A 25,475-nucleotide genomic window follows, 5' to 3' on the forward strand; every position below is an offset into this window, starting at 1 on the left:
GACTCAACGACGCTCAGCGCCTCGGCAACCTCACCGTCACCATGGTCTGCACCTGGTCATCCGAACTCATGGTGATGCTTCCACCATGCGACTTGACGATCTGCTGGGCAATGAACAGGCCCAGTCCGAGACCTTCCTTGCGGCCGACCTCACGCTCGCCACCGCGGAAGGGATCGAAGATCACCGGCAACAAGGCCGCCGGAATGACGCCGCGATTGGCGATGGTCATGACCACTTCCTGCTCGCTGCGGCCATCGATGCCGATGCAGATCGGACTGTCCGCCGCGCCGTGCTGCAAAGCGTTGCCCAGCAGATTGGCCACCACCTGGCCCAGGCGGTCGCCATCCCAATAGCCATTGTCATCGCCCTCGATGCGGCGCTCGACCACACTGCCCGGATACGTGGCCTGGTATTCCTGTACGACCCGTTCGGTGATCTCGCCCAGGCAGGCACTGGCACGCACCAGCGGGATGCCGCCGGCCAGGCGCGCGCGGGCCAGATCGAGCATGTTGTCGATCAGCTTGGCCATGCGCTTGCCGCCATTGAGAATCTGTTGCGAGGCCTTCTGTGCCACCTCTTCCTTGTACGTCCGCTGCAGCAGCGTGGCCGCCATCACCACCGCGCTCAGCGGATTGCGCAGGTCGTGGCCGAGGATGGCCACGAACATTTCGTTCATGCGCAGGGTCTCGGTGCGCTGCTTCAACTCCAGCGCCAGCAACTGCTTCTGGCGATACAGCTGGAAGAACACATCGGCCTTGTTGCGCAGGATATGCGGCTCGATGGGCTTGTAGAGGAAGTCCACTGCACCACTCTCATAGCCCTTGAACTGGCGGCGCTCATCACGTACACCCGCCGTGACGAAGATCAGCGGCACGTTGCGGGTACGCTCGCTGCCGCGGATCAGCTCGGCCAGCTCGAAGCCATCCATGTCCGGCATCTGCACGTCCAGGAAGGCCAGTGCCACGTCATGCTGCAGCAGCAGTTCGAGCGCCTCCAGGCCCGAGCGCGCCAGCAGCAGCTCGACATCGTCCCGCTGCAGCAGGGCCGAGAGGGCCAACAAGTTTTCGTCGAGATCATCGACCAGCAGGAATTTCACCCGCGGCAGGTCTCTGTCTTTGTATTTTTCTGTCACCTGCGTTCCTTTTCCTGGTCATTCCCCGATACGCCCAGGGTGCGCAGCAGATCGGCGATCTGCGGGAGCGTGAGCACATAATCAATCTGTCCCAGCGCCAATGCCTGCGCCGGCATGTAAGGTACCTGTGCCTGTTGCGGACTTTGTACCACGGTCACGCCACCGGCGCGCGCAATGGCCTGCAATCCGGCCGCACCGTCATGATTGCCGCCGGTCAGCACGATGCCCAGCAAACGCTCGCGGTAAACATCGGCCGCCGATTCGAACAGCACATCGATGGCCGGGCGCGAATAATTCACCAGTTCATCGTTGGACATGGCCAGCACCGGCCCCTGATCACTGCGATCCACCAGCAGATGATAATCCGGTGGCGCAAAGTAAATCACGCCCGGCTGCGCCGGCTCCTTGTCCTGGGCTTCCACTACCGGCTGGCCGCAGCGATCGGCGAAGATGGTGGCCAGCAGGCTGGGGCGTTCACGCGGAATGTGCAGTACCACCATGGTCGCCACCTGCGCACCACGCCGCAGCGCCGGCAGGATTTCCGACAAGGCTTCCACGCCACCGGCAGAGGCACCGATGACGATTGCATCAATCGCACGGCCACCCAGGGCCGGCAGCGGGACGAGGCTCATAGCTCCCCCTTCTTCTGAAAGATGCGATCTTCCCGCACCACTTCATCGAAGGCAGGACCGTGCGTCGAGAAACGCATCGATTCCTTCGAACCCAGTCCCAGGAAGCCCTTGCGCACCAGCGATTCGCGGAACAGGCCCAGCGCGCGCTCCTGCAAATGGCGATTGAAATAGATCAGCACGTTGCGGCAGGACACCAGGTGCATCTCGGCAAAGACACTGTCGGTGGCCAGGCTGTGATCGGAGAAGACCACGTTCTTGCGCAGCGACTTGTCGAAGACGACGGCACCATAAGCGGCCGTATAGTAATCCGAAAGCGAGGTCTTCGCCCCGGATTTCTGGTGGTTGCTGGTAAAACCGGGGATACGGTCGAGCTCGTAGACGCCGGCCTCGGCCTTCTTCAGCGCGGCCTGGTTGATGTCGGTGGCGTAGATGATGCTGCGGTCGAGCAAGCCTTCCTCGCGCAACAGGATCGCCAGCGAATAGACTTCCTCTCCGCTGCTGCAGCCGGCCACCCAGATCTTCAGGGAAGGATAGGTGCGCAAGAGCGGAATCACCTTTTCGCGCAGCGAGAGGAAATAGCTGGGATCCCGGAACATCTCGCTGACCTGCACCGTGAGGTAATCCATGAGCGCGGGGAATACCGTCGCATCATGCAGCACCTTGTCCTGCAATTGCGACAGCGTTTCGCAGCCGAACCGGATCATGGCGGTGGCAAGGCGGCGCTTGAGTGACGCACCGGCGTAGCCGCGAAAGTCGCAGTGATACTTGAGGTAGATGGCATCCAGCAACAACTGCATCTCGATATCGAAATGCTGGTTGGCCAGTGCCTGATTTATTTCGGCATCCATACGCGTACCAGGGACAGCAGTTTTTCCACATCCAAAGGCTTGGCGATGTAATCGTTGGCGCCGGCGGCCAGGCATTTCTCCTGGTCATCCTTCATGGCCTTGGCGGTCAGGGCGATGATGGGCAGGCGCTTCCAGACGGCTTGCTTGCGGATCTCGCGCATGGCGGTCAGGCCATCCATCTCCGGCATCATGATGTCCATCAGCACCAGGTCGATCGGCGCGCCCGGCTGTTCCTGGCTGCGCTGCAGGGCCTCCAGGGCTTCGCGGCCGTTGCGGGCGATGTCGACCTTCATGCCCTTGGGTTCCAGCACGGAGGATAGCGCAAAGATGTTGCGCACGTCGTCTTCCACCACCAGGATGCGTCGGCCTTCGAAGACCGTCTCGCGGTCGCGCGCCACCTTGAGCATGCGCTGGCTCTCCGGCGGCAGCGTGGTTTCCACCTGGTGCAGGAACAGCGTGACTTCATCGAGCAGGCGTTCCGGCGAGCGCGCATCCTTGATGATGATGGAGCGCGAGAAGCGGCGCAGGTGCTGCTCTTCCTCGGCCGACAGCGAACGGCCGGTATAGACGATCACCGGCGGGAAAGCCACGTGTTCCTGCTCGGCCATCTTTTCCAGCAACTGATAGCCGGACAGATCGGGCAGGTTCAGGTCCATCACCATGCAATCGAAGGTGGTCTCGCGCAGGCGGGCCAGTGCGTCGGCGGCCGTGCGCACGCCGACCAGGTTGATGTTCTCGCCGGCCAGCAACTGGCGGATGCTGTCGAGCTGGCGCGCATCGTCCTCGACCACCAGGACATGGCGCAGGCCCTGCAGGAACTTGGCTTCCAGCTTGCGGATCGCGCCTACCAGTTCTTCTCGCTGCACCGGCTTCAATGCGTAGCCGATGGCACCGCGCTCCAGTGCCTCGTGCGAATAATCGGCCACCGAGACCACGTGTACCGGGATGTGGCGGGTCTTGGGATTGCGCTTGATCTGATCCAGCACGCCCAGGCCGGAGAAGTCAGGCAGGTTCATGTCCATCAGGATGGCGCTGGGGCGATACATCTCCGCCGCCGACACGCCCTCATTGGCCGAATGCGTGACCACGCACTGGAAGCCCATCTCGTGCGCCAGGTCGCGCAGGATCATGGCGAAGGCGGTGTCATCCTCGATTACCAGGATCAGGCGCGAGGACGATTCAATGCGGTGACGGTCATCATCGATGGCGATGTCCTGCAGTTTCGCCGGCGTACCCGGCACCACCTGCGGGCTGGGGATACGGATATCAGGCGCGGTAGCGACTTGCGCCGCCTGCAAGGTCGCAGCCGCCGCCGACGGTGCGGCAACGGCCGCCGGCGTCCGCACTACGGCCTGCTCGCCGCTGTAAACCTGCGGCAGCGAGAGCGTGAAGATGCTGCCCTCGCCTACCCGGCTCTGCACCTGAATATCGCCCCCCAGCAGATGCGCCAGGTCGCGCGAGATCGACAGGCCCAGCCCGGTGCCACCGTACTTGCGATGGGTGCTGCCATCGGCCTGGCGGAAGGCTTCGAAGATGAACTGATGCTGGTCGGCCCCGATGCCGATGCCGGTATCGCGCACGGCGAAAGCGATGCGGCCGCCGGCATCCGCATAGATGCGCAGGCTGACCTCGCCCTTCTCGGTGAACTTGATGGCGTTGGAGAGCAGGTTCTTGAGGATCTGGCCCAGGCGCTGCATGTCCGTTTCCATACGCTGCGGCACGCCCGGATCGACCTCGACCTTGAAGCCCAGGCCCTTCTGCTGGGCCGTCATGGCGAAGCTGGCCTTGAGTTCCTCGGCCATCTTGCTGACCACGAAGGATTCGGAAACGATATCCAGCTTGCCCGCTTCCATCTTCGAGAGATCGAGGATGTCGTTGATCAGGGCCAGCAAATCATTTCCCGCCGAGGAAATGGTTTGCGCGAAACGCACCTGCTCGTCGGACAGGTTGCCCTGCTTGTTGTCGGCCAGCAGCTTGGCCAGGATCAGGGTGGAGTTCAGCGGCGTGCGCAGCTCGTGGCTCATGTTGGCCAGGAACTCGCTCTTGTACTGGTTGGCGCGCTCCAGCTCGGTGGCTTTTTCCACCAGCACCACCTGAGTCTTGGCCAGGTCGTCCTTCTGGATTTCCAGCAGTTGCGTCTGTTCTTCCAGCTGGGCATTGGTTTCTTCCAGCTCGGCCTGCTGCGTTTCCAGGCGCAGCTGCGAGGCCTTCAGGGCCTGGCCCTGCTCTTCCAGTTCTTCGTTGTTGACGCGCAGTTCTTCCTGCTGTGCCTGCAATTCCTCGGACTGGCGCTGGGTTTCTTCCAGCAGTTCTTCCAGACGGGTGCGGTCCTTGGAGGAACGCACGGCAATGGCGATCTGGTCCGACAGGCGCGCCAGCAGCTCTTCTTCCTCGGCCCGCACCTGGCGCAGGAAGCCAAGTTCAAACACGGCCTGCACCACACCATCGGCCGCTGCCGGCACGATCAGCAGCTCACGCGGTGCATGGCGTCCCACGGAAGAGGAAACGGTCAGGTATTGCGCCGGCACTTCCTTGACGTGCATGGCGCGATTGAGTTTGGCGGCCTGGCCCAGCAGGCCCTGGCCATCACGCAGGTGCGGCGGTTGTTCGCTCTCGTTTTCTTCCAGCGCATAGGCTGCGAAGCGCTGGAAGTCGCCGCTATCGGTGCGCAGATAGATCGCGCCGACCTGAGCATTGAGGTAGGCGGTCAGGAAGGCCAGCGTGTTTTCACCCAGCGCCCCCAGGCGTTGTTCGCCCTGCAGGCGTTCGGCCAGGCCCATCTGGCCGTTGCGGATCCAGGTCTGTTTTTCGCGGGCGCGATAATCGCGCGAAGTGGTCATGGCTGCGGCAATGATGAGTACCAGCAGCAAGCCCGAGCCGCCCCAGGCGACGGCGGTGGAAAACACCACGGCATCGCGCCAGTCGGATTGGCGGCTGGCCAGCAGGTCGCGTTCCTGTTCTTCCATGTCGCGCGACAGCACGCGCACGCGGTCCATGAACATTTTGCCGCGATCGGATTGCACCACGGCCAATGCGCCGGCCGCATCGCCATTGCGACGGCGGCTGACGGTCTCGGCCAGTTCTTCAAGTTTGTCGGCGACCACGCGCTCGATCTGCGACAGGCGCTGCAACTGATCCGGATTGTCGGAAAGCAGCTCGCGCAGCCTGGCGATCTCCCCGGGCAACGCGGCGCGTGCCTGGTTGTAAGGGCTCAGATAGGATTCGGTGCCAGTGAGCAGGAAACCGCGCTGGCTGGTCTCGGCATCCTTGAGCGTGGAGACCAGCACCTGCAACTGCTCGCGCACCTTCATGGTATGCGAGACGGCATTGGCGGCCAGGCCCCGGCTGACCGAGGCTTCCCAGGTAAACAGGGCAATCAGCACCACCGCCAGGATGGCGACGGAAAAACCGATCAGCGGCCCCAGCGGCAGCGGCGGTCCGGAAAATGCGCCCTTGCCCTGGCGCTTCAACATGGCAATACGTTCTTCAGCTTGGCTGGAATAAACCCGCACGGTGCGCTCCGTTGTTCGAATCGTTGGTCGAGCTGCGGGGGTTCTGTGTGTCGCTGTGTCCCCCTCCCCTTGGTCTTGCGTCCGGGAAAGCCGCCGATTATACGGGCGGCTTCCGGTTTGCGCAGAGCGCCGGCGCGGCGCTTGATCGCGCACTCACCCGCCTCTGAACCCGGCTAGGACAAAGCGCTGCCGGTTCGGTTCCGCAGCGCTGTCATCCTGGCACTGACACTCGCTTTCAGGTACCGGCCAGGCCGGCCGCGATATTGATGGACAAGCCGATGATGGCGGCATTGAACACGAAGCAGATCAGCGAATGCGCCAGCACCGACTTGCGTAACGCACGCGAGGCCACGGCCACATCCGATGTCTGCACTGCCACGCTGATGGTGAAGGCGAAATACAGGAAATCCCAGTAGCCGGGATTGCGTATGCCGTCCGGGAAGCGCAGCGGCAAGGCCTCCGGGTCATCGTCATCGGCGTAGAAGAGGCGCGCGTAATGCAGCGTGAAGATGGTCCCGATCAGGGCCCAGGAGCCGAACACGGTGGAGGCTGTAAAGGTATAGCGCAACAGCCTGCCGCGCTCGTCGTGATGGCTGCTGCCGCCCAGTTCCAGCAAGATGGCGAGCAAACTCGCAATGGCTGCCACGCAAACCATCACCAGTACCACGTGGGCGCTCTCGTCCTCGGTCTCGGCCAGGCGCTTGACGGCCTTGGCATCGGCCCGCAGCATCATCACCCACAGGCTCAGCAAATAGAACCAGACGCCGGCATTCCAGCCGATCAGGCTGCGGCCGATCCAGGTACTGGCGGGGAGAACGGTGGCGGCGGCGATCCCGATGGCAATGCCGATGAGCAAGCGCGGATGGACCTGGACGATGTGGCGGGCGACGGACATTGTTCTTGTTGATGTTGTGAGTCTTCTGTAAGGGCAGCGTCAATGCAGTGCCGCGAATGGGCAGGACATTAGCATGCCCTGCCCGCCCCTGCCAGCCATGCTTTCCCTCAGCATGCGCGGGCAGGCGGCCTAGTTACCCTTGGACAGCAGGTTGGCCAACCGCACTGCGTCCTCGAAACTGGACAATCCGGTCAGGGCCATGGTGTTGATGGTCATCGGGCCTTGCACGCTGGCCACATTGGTCACGCGACCTTCCAGCACGGCGGCGAGCTGGCGACCCATCAACTCGCGCGAGGCCGCCGCCAGCCTGGCGGTCCCGGTGGGCGAGAATTGCAGTACCAGCACTGCACGTCCGGCCGCATCCTTCTGCGCCGACGCGCGCTGCACGTCGCCGGCATCGAGTGCGGCGCGCGGGGCGAGATAGATGTCGCCACCCGGTGGTTCGCTCAGGCGCGCCTTGATCCAGCCCTGGGTCGGTACGGTAGTCGCACCGCGCAGTTCAAACAGGGTTGATGAGGAGAGGCCAGTGTCCGCGCTGCCCGAGGCACCGCCCGTGGCACAGCCCGCCAGCACCAGGACGGCACCCGCGGCGGCACCCAGCAACAGGGTGCGGCGACGCGCGGAAAAGCAAGGGGAAGCAGGCAGGCGGCTCAAAATTCGTGCTCCTTCAAGGCGCGCTGCGCGCGTTCGCGGGCGCTGGCCAGGGCTTCTTCCTCGGTCGGGAAGAGGCCTACCGGAATGTAGGTTTCAGCGATCTCGGGCTCGCGCGACAGGCGCACGAAGACTTGCGCCTCGAAGCCTTCATCCGGTTTTTCCACCGCATCGTAGCGGGCGATATGGGTGCCACTTTGCAAGACCTTGTCCGTCATGCTGCCTCCTGAGTCGTTCACGATGAAGCCCATTTGACACAGGGGCAGGCATGAGGTTCTGCATGAAAACGATGTCGTGCGGCAACTGCGGCCAGTGCGGCCATCGCCGCCGGGCTCAGCCCGCCAGCGGGAAGCGTACCGTGAAGATGGTGCCCTGCCCTTGCTCCTTGCAATCGACCGTGATGACGCCGCCATGGTCGTGCGCAATCTCGCGCACGATGGCCAGGCCCAGGCCGCTGCCGGCGATCTTGTCATTGGCACGATAGTAGCGGTCAAAGATGAGCTCGCGATGCTCGGGAGCAATGCCTGGGCCGGAATCTTCCACCGAAAGCACGGTGGCCCCCTCTTCTTCCAGGCAGCGCACCGTCACCGTTCCGTGCAAGGGGGAATAGCGCACGGCATTGTCGATGAGGTTGTCGATCAGGTCGGCGAGCAGGAAACGGTCGCCGCGCAGGCGTGCCGGCTGCAGGTCGAAGCCGAGGTCGATGTGTTTCTTGTCGGCCTCTTCGATGAAGTGCTGCACCGATTCTTCCACCAGCTTGTGCAGCGACAGCTCCTCCAGCTTGCGGCTTTCGAACAGGCCCGGCTCCGAGCGCGCCAGTGCCAGCAGCTGCCGGCTCTGGCGGATCATGCGTTCCACCGAAGAGTTCATCATCGCCAGCGAGCGGGCGGTGTCGGGCTGGTCCTGGTGCTTGTCATGCAGCAGTTCCAGTTGCAGCTTCAGGCCCGTGAGAGGCGTGCGCAATTGATGGGCAACGTCGGCCATGAAATTCTGCTGCGCCTGTTCACCCTTGCTGATGCGGGCCATCAGTTCGTTCATGGCCACGATCAGCGGCTGCAATTCCACCGGCGCACCAATGCCATCGATGGCCCCCAGCTTGCCGTGGCCGCGTTGCTCGAGATTGCGCTGCAGGCTCTTCAAGGGACGCAGCCCGCGCCGCACGGCGATCAGCACCACCGACAGCGACCCGAAGGTCAGCCCGCCATCCAGCAGCAGGAAGGACAGCAGGATGGTGTAGTGCGCACGATCGCGCTTGCGGATGGTCTCGGCCACCGCCACCGAGATCACGCCATTCTTGACCCGTACCTGCATGGCGGAAATACGCACCGGTTCACCGCGCATTTCGCCGTCATAGTTGAAGGGCCGGTCGAACGTCTCGCTCTCCGGCAGTTGCGGGAAGCCCTTGTCGCCCACCAGGATCTCGCCCTGCGAATTGCGCACGGCAAAGAAGGTGGTGTCGGAGTGATTGCTGCGCAGGATCTGCTCGGCCTGCTGGGTCAGCTCGGCAGTGGTGCGTTCCTGGCGATGGCGCACCTGGGCATACAGGCCCCAGGTGGAATCCATCAGGTTCTGGTCGAAGGCGTGCTGGGCCGGCAGCCAGGCCAGCCAGTAGGTCAGGCCGGCACCGACCAGATTGAGCAGCAGCAAGGGCGCGATCAGCCACTTGAGCAGATCGCGCCGGATGCTGGCGTGGGTGACAGGTGCTGCGGGCGGCGTGGCAGGGGAGGCACTGGTCGAGTTATCCGCGCTGCTCGCATTGGCCGCACTGGCGGGCGGCTGCTGGTCGATGACCGTCATGACGCGGCCTGCCGGCTCAGTTCTCGCTCTTTTCGAGCATGTAGCCGAAGCCGCGGATGGTACGGATGACCACGCCCGAATCCGCAATCTTCAGACGGATGCGCGAGACATACACCTCCACCGCATTGATCGTGAAATCCTCGCCCCAGGGCAGGACGGCATCGATGATCTGCTGCTTGGAGACCACGCGCGAAGCGTGTTGCATCAGGTATTCCAGCACCGTCCATTCGCGCAGGGACAGTTCGATCTTGCGGCCGTCGATGTCGGCGCGCTTGGTGGCGTTGTCCAGCGACAGCCCGCCCACGGTCAGCTGCGCCGGCTGCGGCGCACTGCGGCGGATCAGCGCCTTGATGCGCGCCACCAGTTCGGGGGTGGCGAAGGGCTTGACCAGGTAGTCATCGGCACCCAGCTCAAGGCCATGCACGCGGTCGGGGATGGTGTCGCGTGCGGTCAGCAGCAGCACCGGCGTGTTGTTGCCATTGGCGCGCATGCGGCGCAGGACTTCGAAACCGTCGATGCCGGGCAGGCCGATGTCGAGCACCAGCACGGCCGCGTTGAAACGCTGCGACAGCGCATCGTTGCCGTTGTTGACGGTATGCACGGTAAAACCGTGCGAGTTGAGTACCCGCGACAGACCGTCGGTGAGTACCGGGTCATCTTCGACCAGCAGAACATTCATAGGGGGACTTCGGTAGAGAAAAACGGCGCAAAACATCTGCGTAACCGCTGCATCGTATTGCAGCCCAGGCAATGCTGCAAATCAGGCGATCCCCCAGGCGGGCAGCGGCATGTAAAGAGTGTTTCTTTTTCGTCACACTCAGTTCACCGTCAGCTTCATGACAGCGATTTGTCAGCCTTCCGCCTTAATCTTGCCAGCCATGCGAATGAGAATCCAACTCATTAGCATGCAAAAAAAAAGAACACTGGTCATCAGCCAGCCAAACGGACTTCCTTGTTGCCATTGAAGGACGGAGTAGCCAGCCATTCGAGCCGATCCTGCGCAAGCGGGATCGGCTCATCGTTTCCTACTCCACTTCACCGACAAGAAGAACATGAACCGTCTCACACCGATCGCCGCCGCATTGGTGGCCACGTTTGCCGCTCCCCTCTCCGCCCACGCGCAGCAGGCCGCTCCCGCTACCAGCGCGACCGCCACCACAACCACTGGCAGCCAGCTGGCCCCGGTGACGGTGGAAGGCCGCCGCGATGATTTCGCCAGCACCGGCACGGCCATCACCAAGCTGCCGGCCGACCTGCACGACGTGCCGCAATCGGTGACGGTGGTCAACAAGGCGCAGATGCAGTCGCAGGGCGTCAGTTCGCTGGCCGATGCGCTGCGCAATGTCTCCGGCATCACGCTGGGCGGTGCCGAAGGCGGGCAGATCGGCAACAACATCAACCTCAACGGTTTCTCGGCGCGCACCGACATCTATCTGGACGGCTTCCGCGACCGTGGCCAGTACTACCGTGACACCTTCGCCATCGAAGAAGTGGAAGTCCTGATGGGGCCCTCCTCGATGCTCTTCGGCCGCGGCTCGACCGGCGGCATCATCAATCAGGTCAGCAAGAAAGCCAACCTCAAGGCGGCTACCGAGATCACCGGTTCGGTGACCACCAATGGCCTGGTGCGCAGCACGGTCGACGTCAACCGTCCGCTGTCGGACACCTCGGCCCTGCGCATCGAAGCCATGGCCCAGAACGGCGCGGCCAGCACGCGCAACCAGACCGATGTCCAGGACTTCGGCCTGGCCGGTTCCTATGTCTGGGGTATTGGCACCTCCACCGAAATCACGCTCTCGGCCCTGCTGCAGCACAACCAGGACCAGCCCGATTACGGCCTGCCGCCGCTCAACGGCCACCCCGTCAACGTCGACCGCAACACCGCCTATGGCTTGAACAGCGACCGCACCATCCAGGACGTGGCGGCGTTCAATGCCGGCATCAAGCACAAGATCGCGCCCGACGTCACCCTGCGCAACCAGACCCAGTTCAACTACGTGCACACCAATGCGGTGGAAACCGCGCCCAATACCATCGGCACGGTTTCCTCCAGCGGCTTCACGGCGCTCACCAATGCGGCCAGCAGCCTGCCCCTGTCGAGCCTGTTCGTGCGCGGCCAGAGCCACGACCGCAACATCAACGACTACTCCATCTTCAACCAGACCGAACTGGCCGCCAAGTTCAGCACCGGCAGCGTCAAGCACGATGCGCTGGTGGGCGTGGAAGTTGGTCACGACGGTTACGACAACCAGAATTACTACCGCAACGGCAGCTGCAATGGCCGTTCGCTCAATGCAAGCGGAGCCACCACCGGCTACATGGATTGCGTGAGCCTGGTCAATCCTTCCTACAGCGCCGCCGGCAGCAGCGTGGCCGATACCGCAGGCAACCGTGCCGGCGGCAGTGCCAACACCATCGCCGCCTATGTCGGCGACACCATCGAGCTGGTGCCGCACTTCAAGCTGGTCGGCGGGCTGCGCTATGACCGCTACGTGGCCAGCATCAGCAACTCGATCAACTCGGGCAATACCGCCGGCTCCACCGCACTGGGCTATGCGCAGCAGAGCGTGAACTTCGTGAGCGTGCGTTCGGGGGCGATCTGGCAGCCCAGCGCGGCGCAGTCGTATTACGTTTCCTACGGCACTTCCTTCAATCCCTCGCTGGAGCAGCTGACCGGCACCACCGGCCAGCAGAACCTCGACCCGGAAAAGAACCGCTCCTATGAACTGGGCGGCAAGTGGGACGTGGCCGAAGGCCTGGCGCTGACCGCCGCCGGCTTCCAGATCACCAAGGAAAACGCCCGCAGCCAGGTGGCCACCGGCGTCTATGAGCTGGCCGGCACTGTGCGCGTGAACGGCGCGCGTGCGGGCGCCACCGGCCGCATCACACGCGACTGGCAGATCGCCGCCAACTACACCTACCTGGATGCCAAGTTGGTCGGCGGTGCGGTGGCCGATACCTCGGTCGGCAAGATCCCGGTCAACACGCCCAAGCACACCTTCACCACCTGGACCACGTATGACGTCGCGCCGCACTGGCAGGTTGGCGGCGGCGCGACCTACATGTCGCAGCGCTATGCCAATGCCACCAACACGGTGCAGGTCGGCGGCTACACACGTTACGACGCGATGCTGGCCTACACCACCAAGGCCTACGACATCCGCCTGAACCTCTACAACCTGACCGACAAGATGTATTACGATGCGCTGATCCAATCCGACGGCGGCCGTTCGGTCCCGGGTTCGGGCCGCACCGCGCTGCTGTCGCTGACCTATCGCATGTAAGGAAAGAGGACGCGCCCATGCTCATCACCATCCCCCAGCTGCTGGACCCGCAAGCCCTGCAGACCGTGCGCAGCCTGCTGGACAACGCAGGACCGGCCTGGGTGGATGGGCGCGTCACGGCGGGCTACCAGGGCGCGCCGGTGAAATACAACCAGCAGATCGACGAGCAGTCCGACGTCGCCCTGCAATGCCAGCGCATCATCGTCTCCGCGCTGGAGCGGCACCCGCGCTTCATCAGCGCGGCGCTGCCCAACCTGATCTACCCGCCCATGTTCAATCGTTATGGCGAGGGCATGACCTTCGGTGCCCACGTCGATGGCAGCGTGCGCATCCATCCGCACAGCGGACGCAAGCTGCGTACCGATGTCTCGGCCACGCTGTTCCTGGCCGATCCGGAAGACTACGATGGCGGCGAACTGCAGATCGATGACAGTTACGGCATGCACAGCGTCAAGCTGGCGGCGGGCGACATGGTGCTCTATCCGGCCACCAGCCTGCACACCGTCACCCCGGTCACGCGCGGCGTGCGCGTGGGCTGCTTCTTCTGGGTGCAGAGCCTGGTGCGCGACGATGGCCAGCGCCAGATGCTGTTCGACATGGACAATGCCATCCAGCGCCTGAACCAGACCGACGCCGATGCGCTCGCACGGCGCACGCTGGTAGGCTGCTATCACAACCTCCTGCGCCAGTGGAGCGAGACCTGACCCGCGCTCAGCTGAAGTAACGCGGATCCATCTTGCGGAACACCCAGGCCGAGACCAGGGTGATGAGCCCGACGATCACGAAGGTGATCTGGAAGCTGGCATTGGTGGCGATGCCCGCCTCGCTCTTGAAGAGATTGACCATGGTCCCGCCGATGGTCACGCCCAGGCCGATGGCCAGCATCTGCACCATCGAAAAAAGACTGTTGCCGCTGCCCGCATCTTCCTTGCGCAAGCCCTTCAGGGTCACGCTGTTCATGGCCGCGAACTGCATGGAATTGGACGCCCCGAACACCGCCAGCTGCACGATGGACGCCGCCAGCGGCCAGCCCGGCGTGATCAGCGCGAACGATACGATGGAGATCCCGACGATGGCGGTATTGATCAACAGGAAGCGGTCATAGCCAAAGCGCTTGACCAGCGGCGCGATCCACGGCTTGGCAATGGTGCCCGCAATGGCAGCCGGCAGCAGCAGCATGCCCGCGTGCAGCGGTGAATAGCCCAGCCGCACCTGCAACAGCAGCGGCAACAGGAACGGCACTGCAGACGAACCGATACGGCAGACCAGGTTACCTGCCAGTCCGATGCTGAAGTTGGGTTCCCCGAACAAACCGAGCCGGAACAGTGGACGCGGATGAACGGACGCATGACGCCAGTAGACCAGTACAGTCAGTGCTGCCAGAGCGAACAGTCCCAAACTCCAGCCAGTACGGTGGGTATCGAAAGGCACGTCCAGCGCCAGCGAGAAGGCCACCATGCAGGCGGACAGCAAGGCACAGCCGTATAAATCAAAGCGAGGTGTACCGGTAAGGCTGTCATCGGGGAGGAAGTACAGTACGGCCCCCATCCCCAGTACACCTACCGGAAGGTTGATCAGAAAGATCCAGTGCCAGGACAGGCTTTCTACCAGCCACCCGCCCAGTACAGGACCGACCACCGGACCGAGCTGCCCGGCAATCGAGATCGAGGCCAGTGCAGCGATGTATTGCGCGCCCGGCACTGCCCGCAGCACGGCCAGGCGCCCGACCGGCAGCAGCATGGAGCCGCCCAGCCCCTGGATCACGCGCGCGGCCAGCAACAGCGGCAGGGTCGGCGCCATGGCGCACAGCACCGAACCCAGCGCGAACAGCAGGATCGCCGCGAAATACACGCGGCGCGTGCCGAAGCGGTCGGCCAGCCAGCCCGAGGCAGGCGTGAGCGAAGCCATCGTCAAGGTGTAGGCCACCACCACCGGGTGCATGTTCAGCACCGGCTCGCCCAGGCTGCGCGCCATGGCAGGCAAGGCGGTGTTGACGATGGTGGTGTCCAGCGTCTGCATGAAAAAGCCGGACGCCACGATCCACAGCAGCGCGCGCTGGGTCACGGGATCGTTGAGGGAGGGTGAGGCGGACGGAGTTGCAGCAGTGTCACTCGGGCGAGGCGGCTGGTTGGCTGACATGACGGAAAGGAAGTGGAAACGCGCGGATCAAAACACGGCGGGGACACGTTGGCGTGTCCCCGACCAGTACCGCGTCATTTTACGCCCTCAGGCATTTCTCATCAGAAGGCCTGCGGGCGCCACTTCAGCAAGCGCCGTTCCAGCGCATGCAAGAGCCAGTCCGCCGCCAGTGCCACCACGGCCAGCACGATCATGGCCGCGAACACACCGCTGGCATTGAAGGCCCCTTGGGCGGTGGAGATCAGCAGGCCGATGCCCTGCTTGGAACCGAGGAACTCCCCGACCACCGCACCGACCAGTGCAAACCCGAAGCTCACGTGCAGGCTGGCCAGGATCCACGACAGTGCCGACGGGATCACCACCGCCATGGTCACCTGGCGCGGCGAGGCGCCGAGGATCTGGGCGTTGGCGATCATGTAGCGGTCGGCTTCCCGCACGCCCTGGAAGGCATTGGCGAAGACCACGAAGAACACCATCACCACCGCCAGCGCCACCTTGGAAGCCATGCCCAGCCCGAAGGCGATGACGAAGATGGAGCCCAGCACCACGCGCGGAATCGAATTGGCGATCTGGATGTAGAGGCTGAAGACGTCCGAGAGCAGCTTGTTGCGCCCGAGGATGATGCCGGCGATGACCCCGGCCACCGAACCGATCAGAAATCCCAGCACGGTTTCTTCCAGTGTCACCAGAACCTGCGTCCAGAGCGGGCCTTGCGAGGTGCCCTCGACCATCCACTCGACGATCTGCGCCACGATGGCCGACGGCTGCGAGAAGAAGAAGGGATCGATCCAGCCGAGGCGCGCACCGCCTTCCCAGCCGCCCAGCACGATCACCAGGATGGCGATGCGCAGGCCGATGACCAGTTGTTTTCGCGCGCGGATCTTGCGCCGGGCCTCGGCTTCGACGCCGGCGATGTCCATCGTCGCGGCGCTGTGGCTGGCTTGTGCTTGTGTCATGGGAGTCCCCTGTGGTTCTGAATTGAATAGGCGATGTGGCTGCGTGGCATGGCGCCTCAGGCGATATGCACTTCCTCGCGCAGATCGGCCCAGATGCGCCGCGAGATATCGATGAAGCGCTGCTCGTAGCGCACTTCCTCCATCACGCGCGGACGCGGCAGGTCGATCGGATAGACGCTCTTCAAGGTAGCCGGGCGGGCGGTGAGCACGTAGACCTTGTCGGCCAGCGCAATGGCTTCCTCCAGGTCATGGGTGACGAATACCACCGAACCCGAATGGGCCGACCACAGGCGCAGCAGTTCGTCCTGCATCAGGGTGCGGGTCTGCATGTCCAGTGCCGAGAAGGGTTCGTCCATCAGCAGGATCTCGGGACTGTTGATGAAGGTCTGGGCCAGCGCCACGCGCTTGCGCATGCCGCCGGAAAGCTGGTGCGGATAGTGGTCGCCGAACTTGTCCAGGCCCACGCGGCGAATCCATTCGTCGGCCAGCGCATGAGCCTGCTCCTTGGACTGGCCACGGAACATGGGACCAGCGGCGACGTTGTCGCGCACGCTGCGCCAGGGAAAGACCGCATCGTTCTGGAACACGAAACCGATGCGCGGGTCGATGCCATTGACCGGCTGCCCCATCACCCGCACCTCGCCCAGGGTCGGCTTGAGCAGGCCGGTGATGAGCGAAAGCGTGGTCGACTTGCCGCAGCCGGTCGGGCCGACCACGGCCACGAATTCGCCGCGCGCCACGCTCATGGAAAAATCGCGCAGGGCCACTGTCGCCCGGCCGTCGGCCGTGATGAAGCGGCAGCTCACGTTGCGCAATTCAATGGCAGGCGTGGCCTGGGCGGCCTGGCCGGCGGGGGTGAAGGCCTGCTGGTGGATGGCGTTCATCGTGGGGCTCTTTCGTGGCTTGGGGTTGAATTCGGGTTGAGCGCGCCCCTGACGCGCTGTCGCGCATCATGGCGTATATCGTTTATATAATTTTCAGGAAGACTGGCCCGCAGCCAGTCCCAGCCTATTTCACGGCGTTGACGAACTCATCGGTGTAGGTCTTGGACAAGTCCACATGCTTGCCCTTGACGTTGGGATTGAACCCGGACAGCACGGCCAGCACGGTCTCCGGCCCGCCCTTGGGCATCTTGCCGTCCGGGGAATACATGGGCAGCGAATTGTTCAGGGCCTGTATATACAGCGCCTTGTTGCTGCCGTAGTAGTCCTTGGGCATCTTCTCGGCGATCTGCTCGGCGGTGTGCGTGTTGATGAACTTGAGCGTTTTCACGAAGGCACGTGCCAGCTTCTGCGCTTCCTCCTTGTGGCTGTTGAGCCAGCTGCGCTGTACATACACGCTGGAGGCCGGGTACAGCCCGCCGAGCGCCTTGACCGTTCCCTCCACGGTACGCATGTCGACCAGCACCTGGGCATCGCCATTCTTGAGCAGCAGCGAGGCGGTCGGTTCGGTGGTCATGCCGGCATCGATGCGGCCCTGCTTCATGGCGGCGATGAAGGTATTGTCCGCGCCCACCGGCAGCACCGAGAACTGCTTGGAGGTGATGCCGTGGCGCGAGGCCAGGTATTGGGTCAGGAAGTTGGTGGACGAGCCCAGCCCGGTCACCCCCAGGGTCTTGCCCTTGGCATCGGCCATGCTCTGGAAGTGCGGCGCGGCCTTGGTGGAGACCAGTTCCACTTCGCCCGGCACCTGGCCCAGGATGGTGATGGCCGTGATTTCCTTGCCCTTGGTCTGCAGGTCGATGGCGTGGTCATAGAAACCGACCACCGCCTGCACGGCCCCGGCCAGCAGTTCGTTCTCGGCATCGACCCCGGCCGGCTGCGACTGCAGTTCCACGTCCAGGCCCTCTTCCTTGAAGTAGCCCAGTTGTTCGGCCAGCTTGGCGGGCAGATAGACCATCTTGTTGATGCCACCCACCATGATGGTGACCTTGGCGGCAGCCATGGCGTGGATCGGCAATGCGGCCAGCATGGTGCCGGCAACGGCCAGCGACAGCAGGCCACGGCGGAGATTTTTGTTCACGTCAGCTCCAGGAAATCAGTGCGAAAGCCCGTGGATTCTACGGTGCCTTCATATAACCGGCAAAATTCACTTTACCGCGTCGACAAACTCGTTGGTATAGGTCTTGGAGAGGTCGATGTTCTTGCCCTTGATGTTGGGATTGAACCCGGCCATCACCTTCAACACCTGTTCCGGCCCGCCGGCAGGCATCTTGCCATCGGGCGAATACATGGGCAGCGAAGCCTTGAGCGCCTGCACGTAGATGGCCTTGTTGCCGCCGTAATAGTCCTTGGGCATCTTGTCGGCCACTTCTTCGGCCGAATGGGTCTGGATGTATTTCAGCGTCTTGACGAAGGCGCGCGCCAGCTTCTGTGCGTCGGCCTTGTGGCTCATCATCCAGGAGCGATGCACGTAGAGGCTGGAGGCCGGATACAGTCCGCCCAGCGCGGCCTTGGTGCCTTCCACGCTGCTCATGTCGACCAGCACCTTGGCCGCACCGGAGGCCAGCAGGATGGAGGTGGTCGGCTCGGTGGTCCAGGCCACGTCCACGCGCTTCTGCTTCATGGCGGCGATCAGGGTATTGCCGGCACCGACCGGCAGGATCGAGTAGTCGCCCGCCTTGAGACCGGCGCGGCTGGCCAGGTATTGCGCCAGGAAGCTGGAGGACGAGCCCAGCCCGGTCACGCCCAGGGTCTTGCCCTTGAGATCGGCCATGCTGCGCACGCTGTCGGCGAGGTCGGCGCGCACCATCTCCATGCCGCCCGGCACCAGCAGCAGCTGGGTGATGGAAGTGACTTCCTTGCCCTTGCTCTGCAGGTCGATGGAATGATCGTAGTAGCCGACCACGGCCTGCACGGCCCCGGCCAGCAGTTCATTCTCGGCATCGACCCCGGCCGGCTGCGATTGCAGCTCCACGTCCAGGCCTTCTTCCTTGAAGTAGCCCAGGCTTTCGGCCAGCTTGGGCGGCAGATAGATGAGCTTGTTGATGCCGCCGACCATGATGATGATCTTGTCGGCTGCATGGGCTTGCGGGGCCGCCAGGCCCAGGGCGCAGGCAGCGATGGCGGTGGCGCCCAGGGTCCGCAGGCGGCGGCGCAGTGCAGGCGTTCCGAGGGGCGGGAACACGCGAAGGTCGTGACGCATTATGATTGTCTCCACATTTTGGTTGGATGGTCTGTCGCCATCTCTTGTAGACTGCGGGCCTATTCTAAGAAGCCGAAACCTTCATCCAGCTTTCCAAATTCCGGCTTTCTGCTTTGCAGCGCAACAAAAAAGAACCTCCAGAAACACGAGACCATCGCATGAAATTGCTCCTGATCGAAGACAATCCCCAGCTCGCCCACTGGCTGGAGCAGATCCTCAAGGAACACAAGTTCAAGGTCGATATCGCCGCCGATGGCGAGATCGCCGACCAGGTCCTGCGCGACGAGAACTACGACGTCGTCCTGCTGGACCTGATGCTGCCCAAGCTGCACGGCAAGAACGTGCTGCGCCGCCTGCGCGAGCGCCACAACGGCGTGCCGGTGATGATCCTCACCGCCAGCGGCTCCATCGATGAAAAGGTCGAATGCCTCGGTGCCGGGGCCGATGACTACCTGGTCAAGCCCTTCGAGATCCGCGAACTGGTGGCCCGCATCAAGGTGCTGGTGCGCCGCCAGACACCCGACAAGGCCGCCGAGATCCACTGCGGCGACCTGGTGTATGACAGCAATACGCGCCAGTTCGCGGTGGCCGGCGTGACGCTGGCGCTCCCGGCGCGCGAACATGACGTGCTCGAAGTGCTGATGTTGAAGCAAGGCAAGACGGTTTCCAAGACCGCGTTGATGAAGGGGGTCTTCAGCCTGTCCGAAGAGCCTAGCGCGGACGCCATCGAAATCTACATCTCGCGCCTGCGCAAGAAACTGGAGCACTCCAGCGCGGCCATCATGACCCTGCGCGGCCTGGGCTATCTTCTCAAACAAAAAGATGATTGACAGCCTGCGCCTGCGGCTGCTGTGGTGGCTGCTGATTCCGATGGCGGTCTACGTGGGCCTGTCTACGGGCGACGCGTATGACAATGCCGTCTCCAGCGCCACCCTCGTGCAGGACCGGGCACTGCTGGCCTCGGCCCGCATGATGGCCGGCCAGGTCGGCTGGAACGATGGTGCACCGGTGGTCTCGATCCCTCCTGCAGCGCTGGAACTGTTCGCCTCGCCGGCGCAGGATGCGGTGTATTACCAGGTGCGCATGGATGACGAGACGCTGCTGGCCGGACGCCCCGACTTCCCCGCCGAGCCTGACTTTGCGGCGCTCTATCCGGTCTATACCACGACCACCTTCGAGGGCAAGCCGCTGCGCGTGGTCAGCTACATCCGCGCGCTGTTCGATGAAGGTACGCTGCGCATGGTGGCGGTCTCGGTGGGCCAGACCATGCAGGGACGGCAGGAAATGATCGACGACCAGTGGCATGCCTCGCTGCGGCGTCAGATCGTGCTGCTACTGCTGGCCATCAGCCTGGTGGTGCTGGGCCTGACGATGGAATTGCGGCCGCTGCTGGCGCTCAAGGATGAGCTGGCCACGCGCGAACCGGATTCGCTCACGCCGCTGCGTGCCGGTGGCCTGCAGCAGGAATTGCGGCCCATCGTGGAGGCCATCAACCAGTACATCTTCCGCCTCAATGCCCAGGTGACGGTGCAGAAGCGCTTTGTGGCCGATGCCGCGCACCAGTTGCGCACGCCCCTGGCGGTGATCGATTCGCAGATCCAGTTCGCGCGCCAGCTGGACGATCCGGCGCGGGTGAAACAGGTGCTGGCCTCCTTGCAGGAAGGCAGCCGCAGCATGACCGACCTGACCAACAAGCTGCTGCTGCTCTCGCAGGCTGAAGCTTCCAACAGCAGTGCCTTCCCGCGTGCGCCGGTGGACCTGCTGGCGGTGGCCGCCATGGTGCTGGAGGAACTGGCCGGACTGGCGCTCAAGAAGGGCATCGACCTGGGGCTGGAGACCACGCTGGAGAGCGCCATGGTCAACGGCAATGAGGCGCAGCTGATGGGCTTGCTGATGAACCTGATCGACAATGCCCTGCGTTATACGCCGGAGGGCGGCAAGGTCACGGTGGGACTGGAGCAGAAGCGCAGCCAGATCATCATCACCGTGACCGACAACGGGCCCGGCATCCCGGCCGAGGTCCGCGAGCGCGTCTTCGAGCGCTTCTATCGCAATGCCGCGCCGGACCAGCCGGGCTCGGGCCTGGGCCTGGCCATCGTGCGCGAGATCGTGCAGGCTTCGCAGGGCGCGATCCGGCTCGATGCACCGGCGCAAGGTAGCGGGCTGGTGGCTACCGTGAGCCTGCCGGCGCTGGCGGGCTGAGGCCTTTCTTTCCCATGCAGCGGTAATACAAAAACGCGCAGCCCCCACAACAAACGATCAAAAAGTATCAGCCCGCCGCACGCTTTTGGCGTGGAGCGGCGCGCCCTGCCCTCGTACTCTTGCTCCTGCCTGTGAAGGCAAAGGGTGCTTGCGAATCCCCCCGCCTCTGCGCCCGACCTGAACGATAAAAAATACCAGGAGACAACCCGTGAACAAGATCTGCTTGGGCGCCGCGTGCGCCGTCCTTGGCGCTGCCCTGCCCTTGGTGGCATCGGCGCAGTCCTGCAATGTCCCCGTGCTGAAGGTGCTGGCGCAGAAGAGCCTGGGCCTGACGGTGATGGAGAAATCGCTGGCCGATTACCAGAAGCGCACCGGCACCCGTGTGGAGATCAGCTACTTCGGCGAGAACGACCGGCGCGCCAAGTCGCGGCTGGATGCTTCCACCAAGGCCGGTTCCTACCAGGTGTATTACGTCGATGAAGCCAACGTGGCCGAGTTCGCCTCGGCTGGCTGGATCGTGCCGCTGCTGAAATATTTCCCCAAGGAGGCCGACTATGACGACTTCCTGCCCGGCCGCCGGGCGGTGGCCAGCTACAAGGACGTGGCGTATTTCGCGCCGCTGATCGGCGGTTCCGATTTCCTCTTCTATCGCCGCGACCTGCTGGAGAAGGCCGGCCTGCCGGTACCGCGCACGCTGGACGAACTGGTGGCCGACATCAAGAAACTGCATTCGCCGCCCGGCGTCTATGGCTGGGTGGCGCGCGGCCAGCGCGGCTCGGGCATGAACGTGTGGCGCTGGGCGCCCTTCATGCTGGCCCAGGGCGGCCAGTGGACCGACAAGAACAACCAGCCGGCCTTCAATTCACCGGCGGCTGTCAAGGCTACGCAGCTCTATGCGGAACTGTTCAAGTACGGCCCACCCGGTGCGGCCACCTATGACTGGAGCAATGCACTGGAAGCCTTCCGCTCGGGCAAGGTGGCCTTCATGATCGAGTCCACGCCCTTCGCCGACTGGATGGAAGACAGCAGCAAGTCCAGCGTGGCCGACAAGGTCGGCTATGCCCGTCCGCCGGCACCGCTGCCCTCGGCCGCTTACGGCCACGGGCTGGCCATCTCCGCCATCGGTGCCAAGGACGAATGCACGCGCCAGGCGGCCGGCAAGTTCATCGCCTTTGCCACCGGCAAGGAACAGGAACAGGCGCGCCTGCGCGACAAGGTCTTCAGCGACTACAACCGCACCAGCACCATCCAGAGCGACTACTTCCAGAAGAACGTCAAGCCGCAGATCCTCGCCGGCCTGAAGGACACCACCCCGGTCTCCAAGCTGACCATCTGGCCCAGCCCGCAGTGGCCGGACATCGGCGACAACCTGGGCGTGGCGCTGGAAGAAGTCTTCACCGGTACCCAGAAGGACATCCCCCGTGCCCTGAACGAAGCCGCCCAGTATGCGCAGGATGCGATGGAACACGCGCGTAAATAATTTACTTCATTCAACCGCGTCAAACGATGTAGCCGCCCTGTTCCCTTGCCGGAACGGGGCGGACTCCGGAGTCCTGCATGTTCAATCGTGGAAAGACCTCGCTGCCCTACCTGTTCCTCGGCCCATCGCTGCTGGTGATGCTGGTACTGGGGCTGGTACCGACGGTGGCGGCGATCAACCTGGCACTGAAGAACCGTGTGCTGCGCTATCCCGACAGCGACTACGTCTGGCTGCGCAATGTCGAGCGGCTGATGTCGGACCGTCGCTTCCTCAATGCCATTGAAGTCTCGGCGATCTGGGAAGTGGTCACCGTGCTGGGTGCGGTGGTGGCCGGCATCCTCATCGCCATCTACCTGTTTGAAAACGTCCATGGCAAATGGCGGCAAGCCATGTGCGTCTTGCTGATCACGCCGGTGCTGCTGCCGCGCGTGTCGGCCGCCTTCATCTGGAAATTCATGTATTCGCCGCTGACCGGCATCCTGGGCTGGCTGCTGGGGCTGGCGGGCATCCATGACACGGCCTTCCTCTCGGACCCGCTGCTGGCGCTCTATGCAGTCGCTGCTGTCGATATCTGGCAGTGGGGATTGTTCTTCGCCGTGATCGTCCTGAAGCTGCTGGAAACCCTGCCGCCCGAGCCGCTGGAGGCGGCACGGCTGGACCACGCCCGCACCTGGCAGGTGTATGCCTACATCGCCCTGCCGATGTTGAAGGCCCCGCTCATCAGCCTGGTCTTCATCAAGATGGTGGAGTCGCTGCGTTCCTTCGACCTGATCTACGTGATGACCAAGGGTGGGCCGGGCGTGGCCACCGAAACGTTGGACATGTATGCCTATGCGCAAGGCATCGGACTGTCCGGCAAGGTCTCGTATGCGTCCACCATGGCGGTGCTGATGATGGTGGCCACCACGCTGATCTTTACCCTGATCTGGAAACGGGTGAGCAAATGGGAAGACTGATCGCACGCTGCGCCGTCTGGGGCGTGGGCATCCTGCTGGTGCTGGTGGCAGTGTTTCCGCTGCTGTGGGCGCTGCTCAATTCGCTGAAGACCTTGCTGGATATCGTCACGCCGACACCGCGCTTTCTCTTCACGCCGACGCTGGAGAACTATCGCCAGGTCATCGGCAGTCCGGAAGTGCTGGTGGGCCTGACCAACAGTGCCGTCATCGTCGGCAGCGCCGTGCTGCTGGGTACGCTCATGGGTGTGCCGGCGGCCTACGTGATTGCGCGCTATCACGTGCCGGGCAAGCGCGACATCCAGTTCTTCCTGCTCTCGCTGCGCTTCCTGCCGCCGGTGGCGGTGGCCATTCCGCTCATTGCGATCTGGGTCGACCTGGGGCTGTATGACACGCGCTTCTCGATGATCGTGACTTACCTGCTGACCACGCTCTCCACCATCACCTGGCTGTCGATCCCCGTGTTCCAGCGCATGCCGCGCGAGATCGAGGAAGCCGCCACCCTCGACGGCTATGGCCCCTATGCGGTGTTCTGGAAGATCGCCCTGCCCAACTGCGCCGGCACCTTGCTGGGCGGGATCATCTTCAGCTTCGTGCTGGTGTGGAACGAACTGATGATCGCCCTGGCGCTGACCTCCTCCAACAGCGCCACGCTGCCGGTGGTGGCCTCGGCCTTTACTTCCATGGGGCAGGAAGTGCCGTGGGGCGTGATCAACGCTTCCACCGTGTTGCTGGCGCTGCCGCCCCTGATCTTTGTCGGCGTGTTGAGCCGGCTGTTGAATTCCATCCTCACCGGAAAATAAGGAGACCCCATGCAAGCCCTCGTACTCGAAGCTACGCGTGAACTGGCCCTGCGCGACATCGACCTGCCGCAGGATCTCGGTGCCCAGGATGTGCGCATCCGCATCCACACCGTGGGCATCTGCGGCAGCGACCTGCACTACTACACCCACGGCCGCATCGGGCCCTTCAAGGTGGAAGCGCCCATGGTGCTGGGGCACGAGGCCTCGGGCACCATCATCGAAGTCGGCAGCGACGTTACGCAACTGAAGGTCGGCGACCGCGTCTGCATGGAGCCGGGCATCCCGCGCCTGGATTCGCCGGCCACGCTGCGCGGCCTGTACAACCTCGACCCCTCGGTGCGCTTCTGGGCCACGCCGCCCATCCACGGCTGCCTCACCGGCAGCGTGGTGCATCCGGCGGCCTTCACCTATCGGCTGCCGGACAATGTCAGCTTTGCCGAAGGGGCCATCGTCGAACCCTTGTCCATCGGCCTGCAGGCCGCCACCAAGGCGCGCATGAAGCCGGGCGATACGGCCGTGGTGATCGGTGCCGGCACCATCGGCGCCATGAATGCACTGGCAGCCCTGGCCGGGGGTGCGGCGCGCGTGATCCTGGCCGATGTGGTGGCCGAGAAGCTGGCCCACTTCGCCAACAATCCCGCCGTCATCACGGTGGATGTGACGCAGCAGGCCTTGCCCGACGTGGTGCAGCAAGTCACCGAGGGCTGGGGTGCCGATGTGGTGTTTGAGGCGTCGGGCCATGCCGGCGTCTACCAGACCTTGCTGGATCTGGTGTGCCCCGGTGGCTGCGCGGTGCTGGTGGGCATGCCGTCGGAGCCGGTGGCGCTGGACGTGGTGACCATGCAGACCAAGGAAGTGCGGCTGGAATCAGTCTTCCGCTATGCCAACATTTTCCCGCGCGCACTGGCGCTGCTGAGCTCGGGAATGATCGATGTGAAGCCTTTCATTTCACGCAGCTTCCCCTTCTCCCGGGGGATCGAGGCCTTCGAGGAAGCCGCGCGCGGCCGTCCGCAGGATGTGAAGATCCAGATCGAAATGGAAGGCTGA

General features: G+C 63.6%; 22 protein-coding genes. 8 read left to right on the forward strand and 14 right to left on the reverse strand.

The window, feature by feature from the left end; genetic code table 11:
• Positions 1-13: 13 nt before the first annotated feature.
• The 9 genes from JOD78_RS18710 to JOD78_RS18750 form a co-directional block, all read right to left on the reverse strand.
• On the reverse strand, positions 14-1,132 hold the full coding sequence (locus JOD78_RS18710; RefSeq protein WP_121045235.1) for a HAMP domain-containing sensor histidine kinase: 1,119 nt from the start codon (positions 1,130-1,132) through the stop codon (positions 14-16).
• Complete coding sequence (locus tag JOD78_RS18715; protein ID WP_039784527.1) at positions 1,129-1,764, reverse strand: chemotaxis protein CheB; 636 nt, start codon at positions 1,762-1,764, stop codon at positions 1,129-1,131. Before JOD78_RS18715 ends, JOD78_RS18710 begins: the two co-directional genes overlap by 4 nt.
• Positions 1,761-2,612 (reverse strand): protein-glutamate O-methyltransferase CheR, encoded by an 852-nt coding sequence (locus JOD78_RS18720; RefSeq protein ID WP_039784526.1) that lies wholly within the window; start codon positions 2,610-2,612, stop codon positions 1,761-1,763. The genes JOD78_RS18715 and JOD78_RS18720 overlap by 4 nt, the downstream gene beginning before the upstream one ends.
• Positions 2,597-6,085: a response regulator gene (locus tag JOD78_RS18725; protein ID WP_199725140.1), complete on the reverse strand. Its 3,489-nt coding sequence runs from the start codon at positions 6,083-6,085 to the stop codon at positions 2,597-2,599. Before JOD78_RS18725 ends, JOD78_RS18720 begins: the two co-directional genes overlap by 16 nt.
• Before the next feature lie 274 nt (positions 6,086-6,359).
• Complete coding sequence (locus tag JOD78_RS18730; RefSeq protein WP_209567316.1) at positions 6,360-7,019, reverse strand: DUF1345 domain-containing protein; 660 nt, start codon at positions 7,017-7,019, stop codon at positions 6,360-6,362.
• Between the two features lie 129 nt (positions 7,020-7,148).
• Positions 7,149-7,673: a preprotein translocase subunit SecD gene (locus JOD78_RS18735; protein WP_204725822.1), complete on the reverse strand. Its 525-nt coding sequence runs from the start codon at positions 7,671-7,673 to the stop codon at positions 7,149-7,151.
• On the reverse strand, positions 7,670-7,888 hold the full coding sequence (locus JOD78_RS18740; protein ID WP_034330326.1) for a hypothetical protein: 219 nt from the start codon (positions 7,886-7,888) through the stop codon (positions 7,670-7,672). Before JOD78_RS18740 ends, JOD78_RS18735 begins: the two co-directional genes overlap by 4 nt.
• A 115-nt stretch (positions 7,889-8,003) precedes the next feature.
• Positions 8,004-9,467 carry a sensor histidine kinase gene (locus JOD78_RS18745; RefSeq protein WP_121045241.1) on the reverse strand — a complete coding sequence of 488 codons (1,464 nt, stop codon included), beginning with the start codon at positions 9,465-9,467 and terminating at the stop codon, positions 8,004-8,006.
• A gap of 16 nt (positions 9,468-9,483) precedes the next feature.
• Entirely contained in the window at positions 9,484-10,146 is a 663-nt protein-coding gene (locus tag JOD78_RS18750; protein ID WP_008331064.1) for a response regulator transcription factor, read from the reverse strand.
• A gap of 373 nt (positions 10,147-10,519) precedes the next feature.
• Between JOD78_RS18750 and JOD78_RS18755 the strand changes: the two genes are divergently transcribed.
• Together JOD78_RS18755 and JOD78_RS18760 are read left to right on the forward strand one after the other, a co-directional pair.
• Positions 10,520-12,751 carry a TonB-dependent siderophore receptor gene (locus tag JOD78_RS18755; protein ID WP_209567318.1) on the forward strand — a complete coding sequence of 744 codons (2,232 nt, stop codon included), beginning with the start codon at positions 10,520-10,522 and terminating at the stop codon, positions 12,749-12,751.
• Positions 12,752-12,768: 17 nt separating this feature from the next.
• Positions 12,769-13,455, forward strand: a complete 687-nt coding sequence (locus tag JOD78_RS18760) for a Fe2+-dependent dioxygenase (protein WP_034330332.1) — start codon at positions 12,769-12,771, stop codon at positions 13,453-13,455.
• 7 nt (positions 13,456-13,462) lie between these two features.
• On the opposite strand, the gene mdtD is transcribed toward JOD78_RS18760, so the two are convergent.
• The 5 genes from mdtD to JOD78_RS18785 form a co-directional block, all read right to left on the reverse strand.
• Positions 13,463-14,890 carry a multidrug transporter subunit MdtD gene (gene mdtD / locus JOD78_RS18765; RefSeq protein WP_209567321.1) on the reverse strand — a complete coding sequence of 476 codons (1,428 nt, stop codon included), beginning with the start codon at positions 14,888-14,890 and terminating at the stop codon, positions 13,463-13,465.
• 101 nt (positions 14,891-14,991) lie between these two features.
• A complete protein-coding gene (locus tag JOD78_RS18770; RefSeq protein WP_121045247.1) occupies positions 14,992-15,846 on the reverse strand; it encodes an ABC transporter permease in 855 nt (284 codons plus the stop codon).
• 56 nt (positions 15,847-15,902) lie between these two features.
• On the reverse strand, positions 15,903-16,730 hold the full coding sequence (locus JOD78_RS18775; protein WP_121045249.1) for an ABC transporter ATP-binding protein: 828 nt from the start codon (positions 16,728-16,730) through the stop codon (positions 15,903-15,905).
• Positions 16,731-16,854: 124 nt separating this feature from the next.
• Complete coding sequence (locus JOD78_RS18780) at positions 16,855-17,868, reverse strand: ABC transporter substrate-binding protein (protein WP_121045251.1); 1,014 nt, start codon at positions 17,866-17,868, stop codon at positions 16,855-16,857.
• Positions 17,869-17,934: 66 nt separating this feature from the next.
• The gene (locus JOD78_RS18785) at positions 17,935-18,990 is read right to left on the reverse strand and encodes an ABC transporter substrate-binding protein (protein WP_121045253.1); all 1,056 of its coding nucleotides are present in this window, start codon (positions 18,988-18,990) and stop codon (positions 17,935-17,937) included.
• 158 nt (positions 18,991-19,148) lie between these two features.
• Here JOD78_RS18785 and JOD78_RS18790 point away from each other — a divergent pair, with 158 nt between their 5' ends.
• From JOD78_RS18790 to JOD78_RS18815, 6 genes are all read left to right on the forward strand, one after another.
• Positions 19,149-19,820 (forward strand): response regulator, encoded by a 672-nt coding sequence (locus JOD78_RS18790; protein WP_034338420.1) that lies wholly within the window; start codon positions 19,149-19,151, stop codon positions 19,818-19,820.
• On the forward strand, positions 19,813-21,192 hold the full coding sequence (locus tag JOD78_RS18795; protein ID WP_121045255.1) for a sensor histidine kinase: 1,380 nt from the start codon (positions 19,813-19,815) through the stop codon (positions 21,190-21,192). Before JOD78_RS18790 ends, JOD78_RS18795 begins: the two co-directional genes overlap by 8 nt.
• Positions 21,193-21,400: 208 nt before the next feature.
• Positions 21,401-22,672: a sugar ABC transporter substrate-binding protein gene (locus JOD78_RS18800; protein ID WP_204725825.1), complete on the forward strand. Its 1,272-nt coding sequence runs from the start codon at positions 21,401-21,403 to the stop codon at positions 22,670-22,672.
• Positions 22,673-22,749: 77 nt separating this feature from the next.
• On the forward strand, positions 22,750-23,628 hold the full coding sequence (locus JOD78_RS18805) for a sugar ABC transporter permease (protein ID WP_209567323.1): 879 nt from the start codon (positions 22,750-22,752) through the stop codon (positions 23,626-23,628).
• Complete coding sequence (locus JOD78_RS18810) at positions 23,616-24,428, forward strand: carbohydrate ABC transporter permease (protein ID WP_134223054.1); 813 nt, start codon at positions 23,616-23,618, stop codon at positions 24,426-24,428. The genes JOD78_RS18805 and JOD78_RS18810 overlap by 13 nt, the downstream gene beginning before the upstream one ends.
• Positions 24,429-24,437: 9 nt before the next feature.
• Positions 24,438-25,475, forward strand: a complete 1,038-nt coding sequence (locus JOD78_RS18815; RefSeq protein WP_209567325.1) for an NAD(P)-dependent alcohol dehydrogenase — start codon at positions 24,438-24,440, stop codon at positions 25,473-25,475.

The organism is Herbaspirillum sp. 1130 (genome assembly GCF_017833835.1).
Lineage (GTDB): Bacteria > Pseudomonadota > Gammaproteobacteria > Burkholderiales > Burkholderiaceae_D > Herbaspirillum > Herbaspirillum huttiense.

Coding starts and splice junctions, on each gene's coding strand:
- JOD78_RS18715 (WP_039784527.1), bottom strand. CDS start 1,764: ATGAGCCTCGTCCCGCTGCCGGCCCTGGGTGGCCGTGCGATTGATGCA.
- JOD78_RS18720 (WP_039784526.1), bottom strand. CDS start 2,612: ATGGATGCCGAAATAAATCAGGCACTGGCCAACCAGCATTTCGATATC.
- JOD78_RS18725 (WP_199725140.1), bottom strand. CDS start 6,085: ATGTTGAAGCGCCAGGGCAAGGGCGCATTTTCCGGACCGCCGCTGCCG.
- JOD78_RS18730 (WP_209567316.1), bottom strand. CDS start 7,019: ATGTCCGTCGCCCGCCACATCGTCCAGGTCCATCCGCGCTTGCTCATC.
- JOD78_RS18740 (WP_034330326.1), bottom strand. CDS start 7,888: ATGACGGACAAGGTCTTGCAAAGTGGCACCCATATCGCCCGCTACGAT.
- JOD78_RS18745 (WP_121045241.1), bottom strand. CDS start 9,467: ATGACGGTCATCGACCAGCAGCCGCCCGCCAGTGCGGCCAATGCGAGC.
- JOD78_RS18750 (WP_008331064.1), bottom strand. CDS start 10,146: ATGAATGTTCTGCTGGTCGAAGATGACCCGGTACTCACCGACGGTCTG.
- JOD78_RS18755 (WP_209567318.1), top strand. CDS start 10,520: ATGAACCGTCTCACACCGATCGCCGCCGCATTGGTGGCCACGTTTGCC.
- JOD78_RS18760 (WP_034330332.1), top strand. CDS start 12,769: ATGCTCATCACCATCCCCCAGCTGCTGGACCCGCAAGCCCTGCAGACC.
- mdtD (WP_209567321.1), bottom strand. CDS start 14,890: ATGTCAGCCAACCAGCCGCCTCGCCCGAGTGACACTGCTGCAACTCCG.
- JOD78_RS18770 (WP_121045247.1), bottom strand. CDS start 15,846: ATGACACAAGCACAAGCCAGCCACAGCGCCGCGACGATGGACATCGCC.
- JOD78_RS18775 (WP_121045249.1), bottom strand. CDS start 16,730: ATGAACGCCATCCACCAGCAGGCCTTCACCCCCGCCGGCCAGGCCGCC.
- JOD78_RS18785 (WP_121045253.1), bottom strand. CDS start 18,990: ATGCGTCACGACCTTCGCGTGTTCCCGCCCCTCGGAACGCCTGCACTG.
- JOD78_RS18790 (WP_034338420.1), top strand. CDS start 19,149: ATGAAATTGCTCCTGATCGAAGACAATCCCCAGCTCGCCCACTGGCTG.
- JOD78_RS18795 (WP_121045255.1), top strand. CDS start 19,813: ATGATTGACAGCCTGCGCCTGCGGCTGCTGTGGTGGCTGCTGATTCCG.
- JOD78_RS18805 (WP_209567323.1), top strand. CDS start 22,750: ATGTTCAATCGTGGAAAGACCTCGCTGCCCTACCTGTTCCTCGGCCCA.
- JOD78_RS18810 (WP_134223054.1), top strand. CDS start 23,616: ATGGGAAGACTGATCGCACGCTGCGCCGTCTGGGGCGTGGGCATCCTG.
- JOD78_RS18815 (WP_209567325.1), top strand. CDS start 24,438: ATGCAAGCCCTCGTACTCGAAGCTACGCGTGAACTGGCCCTGCGCGAC.